8 protein-coding genes and 2 pseudogenes are annotated in these 18,498 nt (G+C 71.3%); 5 read left to right on the forward strand and 5 right to left on the reverse strand.

Translation table 11 applies throughout. The features are described 5' to 3' along the window. Window positions 1-73 precede the first annotated feature (73 nt). A complete protein-coding gene (locus G6N68_RS24970) occupies window positions 74-4,246 on the forward strand; it encodes a PE family protein (RefSeq protein ID WP_163717937.1) in 4,173 nt (1,390 codons plus the stop codon). Between the two features lie 94 nt (window positions 4,247-4,340). Beyond that, a complete protein-coding gene (locus G6N68_RS24975) occupies window positions 4,341-5,063 on the forward strand; it encodes a serine hydrolase (protein WP_163717939.1) in 723 nt (240 codons plus the stop codon). On the opposite strand, the gene G6N68_RS24980 is transcribed toward G6N68_RS24975, so the two are convergent. From G6N68_RS24980 to G6N68_RS25000, 5 genes and pseudogenes are all read right to left on the reverse strand, one after another. Beyond that, window positions 5,060-6,607 (reverse strand): acetolactate synthase large subunit, encoded by a 1,548-nt coding sequence (locus G6N68_RS24980; protein WP_163717941.1) that lies wholly within the window; start codon window positions 6,605-6,607, stop codon window positions 5,060-5,062. The genes G6N68_RS24975 and G6N68_RS24980 overlap by 4 nt on opposite strands. 14 nt (window positions 6,608-6,621) lie before the next feature. Next, window positions 6,622-7,440 carry an amidohydrolase family protein gene (locus G6N68_RS24985; protein WP_163717943.1) on the reverse strand — a complete coding sequence of 273 codons (819 nt, stop codon included), beginning with the start codon at window positions 7,438-7,440 and terminating at the stop codon, window positions 6,622-6,624. A 209-nt stretch (window positions 7,441-7,649) separates the two neighbouring features. Beyond that, window positions 7,650-9,040: pseudogene (locus tag G6N68_RS24990) on the reverse strand (IS1380 family transposase). A gap of 147 nt (window positions 9,041-9,187) precedes the next feature. Then, window positions 9,188-10,003: a fructosamine kinase family protein gene (locus tag G6N68_RS24995; RefSeq protein ID WP_163717945.1), complete on the reverse strand. Its 816-nt coding sequence runs from the start codon at window positions 10,001-10,003 to the stop codon at window positions 9,188-9,190. Beyond that, the gene (locus tag G6N68_RS25000) at window positions 9,975-11,627 is read right to left on the reverse strand and encodes an acyl-CoA synthetase (RefSeq protein ID WP_163717947.1); all 1,653 of its coding nucleotides are present in this window, start codon (window positions 11,625-11,627) and stop codon (window positions 9,975-9,977) included. The genes G6N68_RS24995 and G6N68_RS25000 overlap by 29 nt, the downstream gene beginning before the upstream one ends. A gap of 39 nt (window positions 11,628-11,666) precedes the next feature. Here G6N68_RS25000 and G6N68_RS25005 point away from each other — a divergent pair, with 39 nt between their 5' ends. The 3 genes and pseudogenes from G6N68_RS25005 to G6N68_RS32410 all read left to right on the forward strand — a co-directional run. Continuing rightward, entirely contained in the window at window positions 11,667-12,506 is an 840-nt protein-coding gene (locus tag G6N68_RS25005) for a crotonase/enoyl-CoA hydratase family protein (RefSeq protein ID WP_163717949.1), read from the forward strand. A gap of 462 nt (window positions 12,507-12,968) precedes the next feature. Beyond that, window positions 12,969-15,458 carry a PE family protein gene (locus tag G6N68_RS25010; protein ID WP_163717951.1) on the forward strand — a complete coding sequence of 830 codons (2,490 nt, stop codon included), beginning with the start codon at window positions 12,969-12,971 and terminating at the stop codon, window positions 15,456-15,458. Between the two features lie 773 nt (window positions 15,459-16,231). After that, a pseudogene (locus G6N68_RS32410) lies at window positions 16,232-18,498 on the forward strand (PE family protein); the annotation flags it as partial.

Here is an 18,498-nt window from a genome sequence, read left to right on the forward strand (position 1 = left end):
TACGATCCGACTACCGATTGCATCGACCACGTCCGAGTAACACCCGGGCGGCAAAGCGTCTGCGAGGTGCCAGATGTCGTTCTTGAGTGTGGCGCCGGAGCTGGTGGCATCCGTTGCCTCCGATGTCGGCCAAATTGGTGCATCGCTGGCCACGCACAACGCCGCCGTGGCGGCCTCGACGACGTCAGTGGCGAGCGCAGCCGCCGACGAAGTGTCGGCGGCAATCGCCGCATTGTTTTCTCAGCACGGTCGGGGCTACCAGGCGCTGGCCGGACAGGCTGCGGCCTTCCACAACGAGTTCGTGCGGGCGTTGGCCGGCGGCGCCGCGGTGTATTCCTCCGCCGAGGCGGCCGCCGTGTCGCCACTCGAGTCGTTCCTGAACCAGTTCAACGCGCCCCTGCAGACGCTGTTGTCCCGCCCGCTGATCGGTAACGGCGCCAACGCAACAACGCCAGGCGGCAACGGCGGGGACGGCGGTTGGTTGTTCGGCAGCGGCGGCAACGGCGCGGACGGCGACCCGGGACAGCCAGGTGGCAACGGTGGGTCGGCGGGGCTGTGGGGTAACGGCGGGCACGGCGGCAAAGGCGGCGACGGCGGCGCTCGGGGCGGTAACGGCGGCAATGCGGGGTTACTGTTCGGCGGCGGCGGCGCGGGCGGCATGGGTGGAACCGGCGCCATGGGCGGTGTCGGCGGCACGGGCGGCAACGGCGGCAACGGTTCGACGTTCTTCGGCGGCGGTGGCGTGGGTGGCACCGGCGGCATCGGCGGCGCCGGAGGTGGTACCGGCGGCCAAGGCGGGAACGGCGGCAACGGCGCGGTATTCATCGGCGCGGGCGGCAACGGGGGCGCCGGCGGGATCGGCAGTCCCGGCGCGCTGGGCGGCGGCGTGGCCGGCAACGGCGGTAACGGTGGCGCCGGCGGGGCCGGTGGTTTGTTCATGAACGGCGGCAACGGCGGAGCCGGCGGCCAAGGTGGCGACGGTGGGGCCGGCTTCGATTCCAACAACCCCATGGTCGCTGGTGGCACCGGCGGGGCCGGCGGCAAGGGCGGCAATGGCGGACCCGGCGGTGCCGGCCCGGTGTTGTACGGACACGCCGGGGCCGGTGGCCAGGGCGGCCAAGGCGGCACCGGTGGGACGGGCGGCCATGGTGCTGACAATCCCACCGGTATCGGTGGCACTGGCGGCACCGGCGGCATTGGCGGCACCGCGGGTGCGGGTGGAGCTGCGGGCACCCGTGGCTTACTCACCAGTGCGGGCGCCCCCGGTGGCCTGGGGGTCGGTGGCACCGGTGGCACCGGCGGCGCGGGCGGCGCCGGCGGTGACGGCGCCAACGCTGCTATGGCCGGCGGCAAGGGTGGAGACGGTTTCGCCGGTGGTGCCGGCGGACAGGGCGGCCAGGGCGGTGCCGCGGTACCCGGCGGCATCGCCGGCACGGGCGGCCAGGGCGGCACCGGCGGCAAAGGTGGTTTGGGCGGCAACGGCGCGAACGCCGCCGGCAACGGCAACGCGGGGGGCGGCGGCGGCAACGGCGGCAACGGCGGCGTGGGCGGAGCCGGCGGCGCGGCCGGCACTGGCGGCGGCGGCAATGTGGGCGCCCAGGGCTTCGGCGGCGACGGCGGCAACGGCGGCAACGGCGGCAACGGCAGTGCCGGCGCAGCCGGGACGGACAACGCCGGCAACGTCGACACGGAGGGCGGCGCCGGCCAAACCGGCGGTGCGGGTGGTGCCGGTGGCAACGGCGGCGCCGCGGGCGGTCCCGGCGGTACCGGTGGGACCGGGGGCACCGGCGGCAACGGCGCAAACGGTGGCGCCGGCGGGAACGGCGGCAACAACAGCACCAATCCCGCCCTCGCCATCGGCGGCGCCGGCGGAGATGGCGGTGCGGGCGGCGCACCCGGTGCCGGCGGACTGGCCAACGGCGGCACCGCGGGCAGCCTGGGCAAGGGCGGCGACGGCGGAAACGGCGGGACCGGCGGTCAAGGCGGGTCCGGCGCTTCGGGCACCGCCGGTACCGGCGCCAATGGTGTCGTCGGGGGTGCGGGTGGCAACGGCGGCGCGGGCGGGGCTAACGGCGCCAACGGCGGCAAGGGTGGCAGTGGTGGTGCCGGCGGCACGGGCGGCGCCGGTGGCAACGGCGGCAGCGGCGCCACTGGCGCGACCGGCACGAATGTGGCGCCCGCTGGAGGTGTCGGCCAAGACGGTGGTGACGGCGCGGCCGGCGGCGCGGGTGGCGCAGGTGGCAATGCCGGTGGCCCGGGCGGCGATGGCGGCAACGGCGGCATGGGCGGCGCGGCAGGGTCGGGCGGCCTGGCCGGTAACGGCGGCAATGCCGTCACCCCGGACAACGGTGTCTTGATCACTCCCGACGGTGGGGCCGGTGGCACGGGCGGCAACGGCGGAATCGGTGGAACCGGCGGGCTCGGCGGGACTGCAGGGGTCGGTGGTATTGCCGGTACGGGCGGCCAAGGCGGCGCTGGCGGTTCCGGTGGCAAAGGTGGTCAAGGCGGCGCCGGCGCTTCCGGCACCATCGACATCGGCCCCGGCAGCGGCGGCGCCGGCGGTACTGGTGGCAGCGCCGGCACCGGCGGCACTGGCGGCACTGGCGGCGACAATGACGGCGGCAACGGTGGCACCGGAGGTAAGGGCGGAACTGGCGGCAACGCTGGTGCCGGCGGAAACGGTGGCACTGGTGCCGCTAACGGCAACTTCAACGAATTACCAGGGGTAACCGGCGCCGGCGGTGATGGCGGCAATGCCGGCCAGGCAGGTGCTGGCGGGATGGGGGGCAATGGCGGGGCTGGGAGCGGCGGCAACAGCAAGGGCGGCAACGCCGGCAACGGTGGCGACGGCGGAAACGGCGCCAATGGCGGCGACGGCGCCAACGGTGCCAACGGCACCCAAATCACACCGATGAACCCGATCGGTACAACCAACGGCGGGGCCGGCGGTGACGGCGGCAACGGGAGCGACGGCGGCTTTCAGGGCTTCGGGGGTACACCCGGCAGTGGTCCCGGCGGTGTCGGCCTGCCAGGTAATGCGGGCAAGGGCGGTGACGGCGGCAACGGCGGCAAAGGTGGGGCCGGCGGGATTGGCGCCGACGGTGTCAACTTCCCGATCACTCCAAACTCCACCGCTGCCACCGGCTTGCCTAACCCCGGTAACCCTGGGGGAACTGGGGCTACGGGCGTCAGTGACCCGAACAGCAACATCTTCCAACAGGGCGGAACGGGCGGAGCTGGCGTCGCCGCGACGGACAATTCCGATAACGCCACGGCCAACGCCGGTAATGGTGGGGACGGCGGGACCGGGGGGCAGTTCGCCCCCGGTGGCACGGGCGGCGCGGGTGGCGCGGCTACGGCCAACGGCAAGGGTGGTACGGCCAACGGTGGAGACGGCGGCGACGGCGGGGACGGCGGCAACTTTGGCGGCGGCGGCAATGGTGGCGCCGGCGGCAACGCTACCGCATCCGGCGAAAACGGAAAGGCGGTTGGCGGTAGCGGCGGAGACGGCGGAAACGCGACCAACTTCAGCGTCGAGGGCAAGGGCATCACCGGCAACGGCACCGCAGGCGGAGCTGGTGGCAACGGCGGAGATGCCTTTGCACCCGGTCCCGGCGGAACGTCCATCGGCGGCAACGGCGGCAACGGCGGCAACGGCGGAATTGGCTCCCTCACTGCCGGCGCAGGCGGGAACGGTGGCGCGGGCGGCCAAGGTGGCGCCGGTGCCCCTGGCGGCGGCAAAGGCGGCACGGGCGGCGACGCGGGAGCCGGCGGGGCCGGCGGAAAGGGTGCCACCGGTGGAGTTGGCGGGGGCGGCGGCAACGGCGGCTCGGGCGCAGTCACTGGCAATGCCGGTAGTGGCGGTGACGGCGGCAACGGGGCCATCGGCGGCGCTGGTGGCTTAGGCGGCACCGGAGGCGCGGGCGGCGCGTCAGGCGGCGGCGGCGCCGGTGCCGGTGGCGCCGGTGGTGTGGGCGGCGCCGGCGGCACCGGTGGTACCGGCGGTGACGGCGGGGCCAAAGGCACAGGCGCTGGAAGTGCGACCGATGGGGACGGCGGTGACGGAGGCAACAGCGGCCTCGGCGGCCAAGGTGGTAGCGGCGGCGCCTCCGGAAGCGGGAACCTGGGCACCGCAGGTGGAGCCGGCACGTTTACTACGGGCAGCGGGAACATCGGCAGCACCGGTGGCACGGGCGGTTCTGGTGCGGGTACCGGTGGCGCCGCCGGGGTCGGTGGTACCCCTTGATTCCGTCGCCGGGCCCGAAGAGCGCTGCATGATCTGGCGTCGATCGATTGCCGCCTGAGCGCCGCGCCCGCTTGGTACTAACCTCAGGCGGGACATGACTGCCCCACGCCTGCACCGTGCGCTCGAGGCGAGCTTTGACGAGCTCTCCGCACGAGTCCCAGCCACCATCGGCGTCGCGATCGCGTATCCCGATGAGGTCCGCTCGTTGGGCCCCTGGTCGGTGGGAGTCGCATGGTCAACGATCAAGGTCCCGTTGGCCATCGCGGCACTACGGAACGACCCGTCGCGAGCGGATGACTTGGCAGTCAAGGCGATCAGCCAATCCGACAACGCAGCATCGGAGAGCTTGTGGTCGCAATTGGGCGACCCGACGGAAGCGGCCCGGCAGGTGCAAGCCGTCCTTCGGGAAGGCGGCGACTCGACCACCGTCGTCGAATCACGGCGACTTCGCGCCGGCTACACGCCATTTGGGCAAACGCAGTGGGCCTTGCGCGACCAAGCGCGCTTCGCCGCGAACCTGGCCGGTGTTCCCGATGCCGCCGTTGTCCTCGACCTGATGAACCGTCTTGTGGCCGAACAACAGTGGGGACTGGCCGCCAAAGGCGTTGCCGCCAAGGGCGGTTGGGGCCCAGGTGTGGAGGATGGCTATCTGGTGCGCCAATTCGGGATATTGCCAACAGAATTGGGCGTGTTGGGCGTGGCCATGGCGGCCGAGGCCGATACTTTCCAAACCGGCGTGGGAGTGCTCAACACATTGACGGAGTGGTTGTTCAACCACTCCGACGGGCTGGCCGTCACGGGACCGTCGCTGGACTAGCCCAGGATCGACGGGATGATCGCGTCGATCAGGTGCGGTCCGGGTTCGGCGAAGGCCTGCTGCAGCGCCTCGGCGAATTCTTCACAGGTGGTGACTCGACGTGCGGCAACACCCATGCCCTCCGCAATCTTGACGAAATCCATTGTGGGACGGCTGATGTCAAGCAGGTCGACCGCCTTGGGCCCGGGCGCGGAGCCCGCGCCGACACGCTGCAGCTCGATCCGCAAGATGTCGTAGGCGCCGTTGTTGTAGATGACGGTGGTGACGTCGAGGTTCTCCCGGGCCTGGGTCCACAGGCCCGAGATCGTGTACATCGCCGAGCCGTCGGATTCCAGATTCAGCACCGGACGATCCGGTGCGGCGACGGCGGCGCCCACTGACGTCGGAATCCCGTAACCGATCGCCCCGCCGGTCAGGGTCAACCAGTCGTGTGCAGGCGCGCCGGCGGTGGACGCCGCGAGCGTCACGCCAGAGGTGTTGGACTCGTCGACAACGATCGCCCGCTCCGGCAACAGCGCCCCGATCACGTCGGCGGCGCTCAGTGACGTCAGCGGGCCCGTCGGCAACTGCGGACGGGATGCGGGGGCGAGCGGCGCCGTCGTACCGGGCGCCACCTCTTCGGCCAAGGCAACCAACGCCACCGCGGCACCGCGGTGTTCGGCCAGCGTGTGCACGTCGCAGCCGGCGGGTACCAGATCGCTCGCCACGTCCGGGTAGGCGAAGAACGACACCGGTGACCGGGCTCCCGCCAGCAAGAGGTGCTTGGACCCGTCCAGTTGGGCCGCGGCCGCCTCGGCGAAGTACCCCAGCCGTTCGATGGCGGGCACGCCCGCGCCGCGCTCGAGCCGCGTCGGGAAGGTCTCACACAACAACCGCGCTCCGGTCGCCTGGGCAATGCGAGCGGCGGCGGCCAATCCCGGTCCACGAGTGGCGTCTCCTCCGATGAGGATTGTCGCCGGCTCGCCGGATCGCAGCAGCGCGGCCGCCGCCGATACGTCGAAGTCCGCAGGTACCGGCTCGGCGCCGGGGAACGGGGCGGGCTGCCCACCCTCGGACCAGGACGCATCGGCCGGCAGGATCAACGTCGCGACCTGGGGACCGGACCTGCTGGCCGCGATTGCCTCGGCGGTGTCGCTACCGACGTTGGCGGCGGATTCGGTGCGGCGAACCCATCCCGAAACGGTGCCGGCGACCGCATCGATGTCGGACTCCAGTGGGGCGTCGTACTTCTTGTGGTAAGTGGCGTGGTCGCCGACGACGACCACGATCGGCACGTGGGCGCGGCGGGCGTTGTGCAGATTGGCCAAACCGTTGCCCAAGCCGGGACCAAGGTGCAGCAGCACCGCCGCCGGGCGGTCGGCGATCCGTGCGTAGCCGTCGGCCGCCCCGGTCGCGACACCCTCGAACAGGGTGAGCACGCCGCGCATCTTTTCGACGGTGTCCAGCGCGGCCACGAAGTGCATCTCTGAGGTCCCCGGATTGGCGAAGCAAACGTCGACCCCGCCGTCGACCAGGGTGTTGATCAGAGCCTGCGCACCGTTCACTTCTGCACCTTTCGCTAACGGGTCAACTTGAAAACGCGCACGGCGTTGCCATGCAGAAAGTCACGACAAGCGTCCTCGCTCAGCCCCAATCCGTCCAGACCCTCCAGCGCGTGCGAATGGGCGATCATCGGATAGTTGGTGCCGAACAACACTTTGCGCTGCCCGGTACTCGTTCTCATGAAGCGAACCAGCTCTTCCGGCAACCGCTTGATGGTGTAGGCAGAGGTGTCGATATAGACGTTTTCATGCTTGCGCGCTACGGCCACCATCTCCTCGGTCCACGGGTAACCGACGTGACCGCACACGATGACAAGCTCCGGAAAGTCCAGGGCCACCTGGTCGATGTAGGGAATTGGCCGTCCGGTTTCCGACGGCCGCAGCGGGCCGGTGTGGCCCACCTGGGTGCAGAACGGCACGCCGGATTCGACGCATTCGGCGAACAGCGGATAGTAGCGGCGGTCGGTGGGCGGCGCGTTCCACAGCCACGGCACGATGCGCAGGCCGACGAATCCGTCAGCGATACGCCGGCGCAACTCGCGCACCGCCGTCATCGGGCGATCCAGGTCGACCGTGGCCAGCCCGGCGAACCGCTTTGGGTGCAACCGGATCCATTCGGCGACCTCGTCGTTGGAGACCAGGTCCTGGCCGTTCGGGCCGCGCCAGGCGCTGAGCAGGCCGATATCGACGTTGGCCGCGTCCATGGACGCGATGGTTGCGTCGATGGGGATGTCGGCATCGGGTATCGAGCCACCGGTCCAGCGCCGCAGCGAGTCCAACATGTCGCTGCGCAGGAACCGCTGCGTCGGATGTTGCATCCACACATCGATCGTCATCGCGCACTGACTGTAGACGCTTGTGGGGGTGGCGGCGTCTAGCCTCGATTTTTCGTCGAGGGTGATTTCGGTCGGACTTGGCGATGGGGTGCGTGGTGTCTGGGGTTTGTGTGGTTTAGGGCGTGTTGGGGTTGTCCCGTGTCGCCGGGTTGGCGGGCTTTCCCAGGGCCGGTGGTCTTTCGTGCTCGGTTGGTCAGCTGGGTTGTCGGTCAACCGAAGGCGGTGCGGATGTGTTGCCATGCGGTGGCGATGGCTGCGGCCCATCGCCAGGTGGCGTCGATGCGTAGTCGGGTTCGGCGGGCGCCGCGGGTGATGCGGGCTGCGACGTGCAGGACTCGGTAGCGGAAGGTAGCGATCTCGGCACGGGTCAGGCCGGGGTGGCCGGTGAATCCGATGAGCTGGCACCAGGTGACCAGATCGGCTGCGGCCAAGACGATTTCCAGCCAGGCGGCGTTGGCGTCGAATGCCTGACACGGCAGGTTGCGCAGGCCGGTGGCTTTGAGTTCGCGGATGCGGTCTTCGACGCGGGCGTGTTGGCGGTGGCGTAGTTCCAGACCTGCCACCTGGCCGGCGACCACACCGGGCGGTGTGTCGGTGATGAACGCGGTGACCCGCATCCCGTCGGCGTCGGTGAACCGCAACTGCGCACCCGGATGGGGCCTTTCCTTGCGCAGGATCAGCCGGGTCCCCGCCGGCCACGATGACAGGTTGACCAGGTTGGTGGCCTCGGCGACCCAGGCGCCCTCGCGGATACCACCGTCGGTGTCGATCGCCGGATACCAGCACTGCCCGATGTTGAGAGTGTCCACAGCGTCCTGCACCCGCCAATCCACGGGGTAGCCGAAGGAGAACCCCGCCCGCGGCGCGGCAGGCGTCGGCGAAGTCGTGGGTGGCCCCGGCGGTGTCGCAGCGCACCAGCACCGCCGGCTTGTCGGGGTCGTCGCGATGATCGGGGTCCGGCCGCCATCGCGCCGGCAGGCCGGCCAGTGCCTGCGCTAGGACACTGACGTGGTCAGCTGCGGTGTTGGAGCCCGCGCCACCGGGGCGCAGTAGGCCGGCCAGCGCTTCCCCGCCGGCGATCTCGGGGCGGTCCACGAAGGCCAGCAGCGGGTGGTGACCGTAGGTCTTTTCCAGGTCGCCCTGCCTTCTCCTTGTTATCGGAATGATCGAGGACCAGGGTGGCGTCGATGTCGATGTGCAACCAGCCACCCGGTGCGGGGGCGGCGCCGGCGGCCCAGGCCGCTGCGCGGGCGGCACGCACCCGCGGTAGGTGCGAAGCATCGATGCGCTCATCGATTAGCCGCCACATCGTGGTCGTGGAGGCTTTGGCACCCAGGACATGCTCACGGTCGCCGCACAGTTGTCCGACCGCGTCGATGCAGTCCGCCCCATCGGCGACCGCGGCAGCCAGATCAGCGAACACCTCCCCGGGCGCATACACCCACGGGCCCCGGTAGGTATCTGCCAACGCGGCGGTGACCTGCGCCGATAACCCGCTGCGGTCCGCGAGCTCACGCACCATGGCCATCCCGGCATGCGACACGACACCATAACCGTCGGCGGAAACTTTCACCCGCGACCCGACCGCGATATTCTTCACCTGCGAGGTGCCTTCCCGCTGGAACGACTGAACCCGTAGAGAAGTCCAATTATTCCTTGCAGGACAGGCACTTTCGCATATCTACACCCCGAAACTCACAACGTTTCACGAAAAATCCGGGCTAGGGCTGGTGCGGGCGTCGCGGGGTCAGGCGTCCAGCGCGGCCCGCGCGGCCGCATGAGTCTGCCCCGCATAGCTGCCGCCGAACAGCACGACGTGCGCCAGGAGCGGGAACAGCTGATGCAGTCCCACGCGTTCGCGCCAGCCGGGTTTCAGCCGCCGCACCCTCTGGTATCCGGTAATCACGTCGTCGAAATAAGGGCAGCCGAACAGCTCCAGCATCGCCAAATCCGTCTCGCGGTGTCCGCCGTGCGCTGCCGGGTCGATCAACACGACACCGTCCCGCGTCCACATCACATTGCCGCTCCACAAATCTCCGTGCAGCCGGGCCGGCGGGTCATCATCGTCGAAATCACCGGCGCGGCAACGTGTCACGACTGCGTCTATCGCCGTGCAGGTCGAATTGTCGAGCCGCGGTGCCGCGAGCCGCGCCATCGGGACAAGGCGCTCTGCAGCGTAGAAGTCGCCCCAACGTCGGTGTTGCCGAAGCGACATCGGCAACGGCTGCGACAACGGTCCGAAGAACCCCGGCCCGTCCCAACCCTCGGGTCCTGCGCCGAACGCCGCCGCGCCCGCGTCATGCGTGACGGCCAATTGGCTTCCGAATAAGAACGCCGATTCCGAGGTCGGCGCCGTCGCACTGAGCCGACGCAGGGTCAGGCTGGTGGCGTCCACGGACAGAACCTGCGCGCACGGCACGCCACCGGGCACACTCGACAACCATCGCAAGCCTGCGGCTTCCCAGCCGAAGAAATCAGCGGGCGCTTCCGAACGCTGCTTGACGAAAACGCCCGTCCCGCCCGACGAAATCGCGTCAGGCTCCCGTCGCCACGTGCGCAGCATTCACGTCGTCGGCTGGCCGCGCCTCGGTCTGCTCCTTCGCCCAACGGTAGTCCGGCTTGCCGGCCGGTGACCGCTTCACCTCGTCGACAAACCACAAGCTGCGCGGCACCTTGTATCCCGCGATCTCCGACCGCACGAAGGCGTCGAGTTCGGCCAGCGACGGACGCGCCCCTTCCCTGGGCTGCACGACGGCGGCCACGTGCTGGCCGTAACGCGGGTCGGGCACGCCGACCACCAGGGCGTCGAAGACGTCGGGGTGACCTTTCAGCGCCGCCTCGACCTCCTCCGGATAGATCTTCTCGCCGCCGCTGTTGATCGACACCGAGCCACGGCCAAGCATCGTGACGGTGCCGTCCTCTTCGACCACGGCCCAGTCACCCGGAATCGCATACCGCACTCCGTTGATGGTCTTGAACGTCTCGGCGGTCTTCTTCTCGTCCTTGTAGTAGCCGACGGGAATGTTGCCCTTCTTGGCGATGAACCCGCGAACGCCCGAGCCGGGCTTCACCTCGTTGCCGTCTTCGTCCAGGACGACGGTGCGGTGGTCAATGCTCACCCGCGGACCGCCACTGTGCGGGGCACCCTTGGCGACGATGCTGGTGCCACCGAATCCGGTCTCGGACGAGCCAATCGAGTCGGTGATGATCCGATTCGGAAGCAGCTCAAGGAGTTTCTCCTTGATGCTCGGCGAGAACAACGCGGCAGTGCTCGCCAAAAGAAACAGCGAAGACAGGTCGTACTCGTTCCCAGCTTCCTGATGCGCCAGCAGAGCATCCAGCAGCGGCCGCGCCATCGCATCACCGGTGAAGAACAACAGATTCACCTTGTGCTTGTGAATCGTTCGCCACACCTCGTCGGCGTTGAATTCTGGCGACAGCACGGTGGTTTGGCCGGAGAACAGCGACATCCAGGTGGCAGATTGAGTGGCGCCGTGGATCATTGGCGGAATCGGATACCGGACCATCGGCGGATTCGCCACGGCAGCCTTGGCCAGGTCGTATTCATCCTTGACGAATTCGCCTGTCGCGAAGTCAGTTCCGCCAAACAGCACTCGATAGATGTCTTCGTGGCGCCACATCACTCCCTTCGGGAAGCCCGTGGTGCCACCGGTGTAGAGCAGGTAGATGGCGTCGGCGCTGCGCTCACCGAAGTCGCGCTCGGGCGAACTGTCGGCGATCGCCGAGTAGAACTCCACGCCGCCGTAGCGTTGGTAGTCCTTGTCGCTGCCGTCTTCCACCACCAGGATCGTCTTGACCTTGGGGGTGTCGGGCAGCACGTTGGCCACCCGGTCGGAGTACTGGCGTTCGTGGACCAGCGCCACCATGTCGGAGTTGTCGAACAGGTAGCGAAGTTCGCCCTCGACATAGCGGTAGTTGACGTTCACCAAGATGGCGCCCGCCTTGATGATGCCCAACATCGCAATCACGATCTCGATGCGGTTTCGGCAGTAGAGTCCGACCTTGTCGTCCTTCTGCACGCCCTGCTCCAGCAGGTAGTGCGCGAGGCGATTGGCCTTCTCCTCCAACTCGGCGTAGGTCAATTGCTCGTCGCCGCAGATGAGGGCGACACGGTCAGGCACAGCGTCGATGGCGTGCTCGGCGAGATCGGCAATGTTCAGGGCCACGGGACCAAATTAGAACGTGTTACATTTCTTGACAAGCTGATGCCCAATGACGAGCGAGAGGCGGTAACCGTGACCGAGGCTCCAGCAAACGACGCCGGACCGGACGCCCTGATCGAGCAACGCGGTCACACGCTGATCGTGACCATGAACCGACCCCACCGGCGCAACGCGCTGAGCACGGAAATGATGCAAATCATGGTGGAGGCATGGGACCGCGTCGACAACGATCCCGACATCCGCTGCTGCATCCTCACCGGGGCTGGTGGCTACTTCTGCGCTGGCATGGACCTCAAGGCAGCAACCCAGAAACCGCCGGGTGACTCTTTCAAGGACGGCAGCTACGACCCGTCACGCATCGACGCTCTGCTCAAGGGGCGGCGGCTGACCAAGCCGCTGATCGCCGCCGTCGAAGGGCCCGCGATCGCCGGGGGCACCGAGATCCTGCAGGGCACCGACATCCGCATCGCCGGCGAGAGCGCCAAGTTTGGGATCTCGGAGGCCAAGTGGAGCCTCTACCCGATGGGTGGCTCGGCCGTGCGGCTGGTGCGCCAGATCCCGTACACGGTGGCCTGCGACCTGTTGTTGACCGGACGGCACATCACCGCCGCCGAGGCCAAAGAGATCGGTCTGATCGGGCATGTCGTCCCGGACGGTCAGGCGCTGACCAAGGCCCTCGAGCTCGCCGAGATCATCGAGAACAACGGACCGCTGGCCGTCCAGGCGATTCTCCGCACCATTCGGGAAACCGAGGGACAGCACGAGAACGAGGCATTCAAGCTGGACACCCAGATCGGTATTCAGGTGTTCCTGTCCGACGACGCCAAGGAAGGTCCGCGGGCGTTCGCCGAAAAGCGCAAGCCCAATTTCCAGAACCGCTGACCCACACGTTCACGTAACGCTGGGCGCGGACTGCCCCGACGGGCGCGCAGCACGTTGACGCGGCTCACCTGTCGGGAGTGCGTGCGATTCGCGCGCCCTGCTGCCAGGACACCCGCAGGACCCACTCGAGCCGGGCCGACCCGGTGCGCCCGCAATACGCATAGACCAGGGTCAGCGCCTCCGACTTCGCCGGTTGGGAAATTAAATACGTTCTATATATTTGTCCGTCGTCAGGTCTCGCGACGCTCATCGGTTGAGCTGGCGAAATTGACCAAATATGGCGCAATTGCCTACGGGATTGACAAATCTACGCTTTTGTTCGGTCACCAACTCGCCCGTTAGGGGTGCCGGATAAATGCAAATGAAATGGGCTAACATTTCGCTCCGATCGCAGATACGATTCGGCAAGCACATGCGTCGAGGGTGGGGGCGCACGAGTTGTCCTAGGTCATCGGAGCAGCCATGTCCTACGTTGTCGCCACCCCTGAATTGCTAAGTGCCGCAGCCGAAAATCTGGCCGCGCTCCATTCGACACTTGGCGTAGCCAACGCGGCGGCCGAACCCCTCGTGACTAACTTGGTCTCCGCTGCCGCCGACGAGGTGTCAACGGGCATCGCAAAGTTGTTTGCCCTGCATGCCGCGGAATATCAAGCGATCAGCGTCCAGGCGTCACTTTTTCATAGCCAATTTGTGCAGGTTTTGGGCGGAGGTGCGGTTGCATACGCCGCGGCCGAGGCCGCGAGCGCCTCCCCGCTGCAGAGCCTGGAGCAGAGCTTGCTGGCGTTGATCAACGCCCCCACCAACGCGCTGCTGGGACGCCCCCTGATCGGCAATGGCGCCGACGGGGCGACAGCGGGGGCTGCCGGGGGTCCCGGCGGGCTGCTGATCGGCAACGGCGGAAACGGCGCGCCCGGCGCGACGGGGCAGACGGGCGGGGCTGGCGGGCCCGCTGGGCTATTCGGCAACGGCGGTGCGGGTGGCGCCGGTGGCATCGGGGGCGGCACCGGTGGTGCTGGCGGCAGCGGCGGCTGGATTTTTGGTGTGGGCGGGGCTGGCGGCGTCGGCGGCAGCGGTGGCGGCACCGGCGGGGCCGGCGGGGCCGCTGGGTGGTTGTTTGGTGCGGGCGGTGTCGGCGGCGCCGGTGGCATCGGAGCGGCCGGGAGTGTCGGCGGCGGGGCTGGGGGTAACGGCGGTACGGGTGGAGCCGGCGGAGCAGGTGGGTTGTTCTCCCCCGGCGGTGCCGGCGGCCAGGGCGGGAGCGGTGGTTCCGGTGGGGTCGGGAGCGCCGGCGGGGCCATGGGCGGTACCGGTGGGATCGGTGGCAGCGGTGGCAACGGCGGCGCTGGGGGGCAGAGCGCGCTGTTCCTCGGTTCCGGTGGGCAAGGCGGCCTCGGCGGCGACGGTGGTGCCGGGGGTATGGGCGGCAATGGCGGCGATGGCGTCGCTGCCGGTCTTGGCGGCGTCGGTGGGTCCGGTGGTACGGGCGGTAACGGCGGCACGCCCGGCCAGGGCGGGGCCGGTGGCGAACGCCAGTTGTTCAGTCTTAGTGGTGGCGCGCCCGGTAGCGCCGGCAGTGGCGGTGCGGGTGGCCAGGGTGGCACCGGCGGGGCGGGTGCCGACGGCGCCAACGCCGCGTCGGGCACCGGTGCCATGGGTGGCGCTGGTTTTGCTGGTGGTGCGGGAGGTAGCGGCGGGACCGGTGGCGGGACCGGGGCCAACCAGGGCGTCGGCGGCGCGGGCGGTACCGGTGGGGTTGGCGGCGCTGGCGGCCAGGGCGGCAGCGGTACCGACGGCGGCCTCAACACCGCGGGCCAACAGGGTGGTCAGGGCGGCACCGGCGGCTCCGGCGGTGCCGCGGGCGCAGGCGGCGCGGGCTCTACCACCGGCGCGGCGGGCGTCGCGGGTTCTGGCGGTCAAGGCGGCAAAGGCGGCACCGGTGGCGCAGGTGGCGCTGGGCTGGATGACCTGGGCAATACCGGTGGGCAGGGTGGTCAGGGCGCCGCCGGCGGAGCGGGCGGCACCGGCGGCACGGGCGGGGCGGCCGGGGCGGGTGGCGGCGGCAGCCAAGGCGCCGGTGGCCAGGGCGGCACCGGCGGGGTTGGCGGCGTGGGGGGTCAGGGCGGCGCCGGCGCTGCCGGCGGGCTCAACACCGCGGGCCAGCAGGGCGGCCAGGGCGGCACCGGCGGCACCGGCGGCGCCGCGGGCGCGGGCGGCGCAGGGTCTACCACCGGCGCGACGGGCGTCGCGGGATCCGGCGGTCAAGGCGGCAAAGGCGGCACCGGCGGCGCGGGTGGGGCCGGACTCGATGACCTCGGAAACACCGGTGGCCAGGGTGGTCAGGGCGCCGCCGGCGGAGCGGGCGGCACTGGCGGCACGGGTGGGGCGGCCGGCGCCGGGGGTGGCGGTAGCCAGGGTGCGGGTGGCGCCGGTGGCACCGGTGGGGTTGGCGGCGTGGGAGGTCAGGGCGGTACCGGCGCCGCCGGTGGCCTCAACACGGCGGGCCAGCAGGGTGGCCAGGGCGGCACCGGTGGCACCGGCGGCGCCGCGGGCGCGGGTGGCGCGGGCTCTACCACCGGCGCGACGGGCGTCGCGGGCTCCGGCGGTCAAGGCGGCAAAGGCGGCACCGGCGGCACGGGTGGGGCCGGACTCGATGACCTCGGGAACACCGGTGGGCAGGGTGGTCAGGGCGCCGCCGGCAGGCAGGCAGCACCAGCGGCAGACCGCCGCCAGACGGAACGGCGGCAGCCAGGGCAAAGGCGGCCAAGGCGGCACCGGCGGTGTCGGTGGCACTGGCGGCACCGGCGGGACCGGCTCGGACGGCGCCCTCAACACCGCGGGCCAGCAGGGTGGTCAGGGCGGCACCGGTGGCACCGGCGGCGCCGCGGGCGCGGGTGGCGCGGGCTCGAGCACCGGCGCGACGGGCGTCGCGGGCTCCGGCGGTCAAGGCGGTAAAGGCGGCACCGGTGGCCAAGGCGGGGCGGGTATGGACAGCCTCATTGCCGGCGGGCAAGGCGGCCAGGGCGCGGCCGGCGGCAAGGGCGGCACCAGCAGCACCAGCAGGAGCGCAGGAGCAGGTGGCGGCGGCAGCCAGGGCAAAACGGCAAGGCGGCACCGGCGGTGTCGGCGGCACTGGCGGCACCAGCAGGACCAGTTCGGACGGCGCCCTCAACACCGCGGGCCAGCAGGGTGGTCAGGGTGGTACCGGTGGCACCGGCGGGGACGCCGGCGCCGGCGGCGTCGGCAGCACCACCGGAAGTGCGGGTGTCGCGGGTTCGGGTGGTCAAGGCGGCAAAGGTGGTACCGGCGGCAAGGGTGGCGCCGGTCTAGATGACCTCGGCAACACCGGCGGTCAAGGTGGGCAGGGCGCGGCCGGCGGCAAGGGCGGCACCGGCGGCACCGGCGGGGCCGCGGGAGCGGGTGGCGGCGGCAGCCAGGGCAAAGGCGGCCAAGGCGGCACCGGCGGTGTCGGCGGCACTGGCGGCACCGGCGGGACCGGCTCGGACGGCGCCCTCAACACCGCGGGCCAGCAGGGTGGTCAGGGTGGTACCGGTGGCACCGGCGGGGACGCCGGCGCCGGCGGCGTCGGCAGCACCACCGGAAGTGCGGGTGTCGCGGGTTCGGGTGGTCAAGGCGGCAAAGGTGGTACCGGCGGCAAGGGTGGCGCCGGTCTGGACGACCTCGGCAACACCGGCGGTCAAGGTGGTCAGGGCGCGGCCGGCGGCAAGGGCGGTACCGGCGGCACCGGTGGGGCGGCCGGTGCTGGTGGCGGGGGCAGCCAAGGCATCGGTGGCGAGGGCGGGACTGGCGGCCAGGGCGGTATCGGCGGCACCGGTGGCACCGGCGCTGACGGCGGGCTCGACACCGCTGGTCAGCAGGGTGGTCAGGGTGGTACCGGCGGGACCGGTGGCGCCGCTGGGGCAGGCGGAGCGGGCTCTGTCACCGGCGCGGCGGGTGTCGCGGGTTCGGGTGGTCAAGGCGGTAAAGGCGGTACCGGCGGCCAAGGCGGGGCCGGCCTGGACAGCGTTATCGCCGGCGGCCAAGGCGGCCAAGGCGCAGCCGGCGGCAAGGGTGGCACCGGCGGCACCGGTGGGGCGGCTGGAGCGGGTGGCGGCGGCAGCCAAGGCATCGGCGGCGAGGGCGGGACTGGCGGCCAGGGCGGGATCGGCGGCCAAGGTGGCACCGGCGCGGCCGGCGGGCTCGACACCGCTGGTCAGCAGGGTGGTCAGGGTGGCACCGGCGGCACCGGCGGCGCCGCTGGGGCAGGCGGAGCGGGCTCTGTCACCGGCGCGGCGGGTGTCGCCGGTTCGGGTGGCCAAGGCGGTAAAGGCGGTACCGGCGGCCAAGGCGGGGCCGGCCTGGACAGCGTCATCGCCGGCGGCCAAGGCGGCCAAGGCGCAGCCGGCGGCAAAAGGCACCAGCAGCACCAGCAGCGGCGGCGCTGGGGCAGCGGCAATAAAGCATCAGCGGCGTCAGCGGGACCGGCAGCCAAAGGCGGGATCGGCGGCCAAGGCGGCACCGGCACTGACGGCGGGCTCGACACCGCCGGCGAACAAGGCGGTCAGGGCGGTACCGGCGGCACCGGCGGGACGCCGGCGACGCAGACGTCAGCAGCAGCCAGGCACCGCAGGCATGCAGTTCAGGTGGTCAAGGCGGTAAAGGCGGCACCGGCGGCAAGGGCGGTGCCGGTCTGGACAGCGTTGTTGCCGGCGGCCAAGGCGGCCAGGGCGCGGCCGGTGGCAAGGGTGGCACCGGGGGTACCGGCGGGGCGGCCGGCGCTGGGGGCGGCGGCAGCCAGGGCATCGGTGGCGTCGGCGGGACCGGCGGCCAAGGCGGGATCGGCGGCCAAGGCGGCACCGGCACTGACGGCGGGCTGAACACCGCCGGCGAACAAGGAGGTCAGGGCGGTACCGGCGGCACCGGCGGGGACGCCGGCGACGCGGGCGTCGGCAGCAGCCCGGGCACCGCGGGCGTAGCCGGTTCGGGTGGTCAAGGCGGCAAGGGCGGAACCGGCGGCAAGGGCGGTGCCGGTCTGGACGACCTCGGCAACACCGGCGGTCAAGGTGGTCAGGGTGCGGCCGGCGGTAAGGGCGGTACCGGTGGCACCGGCGGCGCCGCAGGCGCCGGAGGCGGCGGTGTTCAAGGTGTCGGCGGCGAGGGCGGCACCGGCGGCCAGGGCGGGATCGGCGGCACCGGTGGCACCGGCGCCGATGGCGGGCTGAACACCGCCGGCCAGCAGGGTGGTCAGGGTGGTACCGGCGGCACCGGCGGGGACGCCGGCGACGCGGGCGTCGGCAGCACCCCCGGCACCGCGGGAGTCGCGGGGTCGGGTGGTCAAGGCGGTAAAGGCGGCACCGGCGGCAAGGGCGGTGCCGGTCTGGACGACCTCGGCAACACCGCCGGCCAAGGCGGTCAGGGTGCGGCCGGCGGAAAGGGCGGCACCGGGGGCACGGGCGGCGCGGCCGGAGCTGGCGGGGGCGGCACCCAGGGTGTGGGCGGCGAGGGCGGCAGCGGCGGCCAAGGCGGCACCGGCGGCCAAGGCGGCACCGGCGCCGACGGCGGACTCAACACCGCCGGTCAACAGGGTGGTCAGGGCGGCACCGGCGGCACCGGCGGAGACGCCGGCGACGCGGGCGTCGGCAGCAGTCCGGGCACCGCGGGTGTCGCGGGATCCGGTGGCCAAGGCGGTAAAGGCGGCACCGGCGGCCAAGGCGGGGCCGGCCTGGACAGCGTCATCGCCGGCGGCCAAGGCGGGCAAGGTGCGGCCGGCGGCAAGGGCGGCACCGGCGGCACCGGCGGCGCAGCCGGCGCTGGTGGCGGCGGCACTCAAGGCATCGGCGGCGACGGCGGCACCGGCGGCCAGGGCGGGATCGGCGGCACCGGTGGCACCGGCGCCGACGGCGGGCTCGACACCGCCGGTCAACAGGGCGGTCAGGGCGGCACCGGCGGCACCGGTGGGGCCGCGGGAGCGGGCGGAGCGGGCTCCGTCACCGGC

The organism is Mycobacterium bourgelatii (genome assembly GCF_010723575.1).
GTDB classification, from domain to species: domain Bacteria; phylum Actinomycetota; class Actinomycetes; order Mycobacteriales; family Mycobacteriaceae; genus Mycobacterium; species Mycobacterium bourgelatii.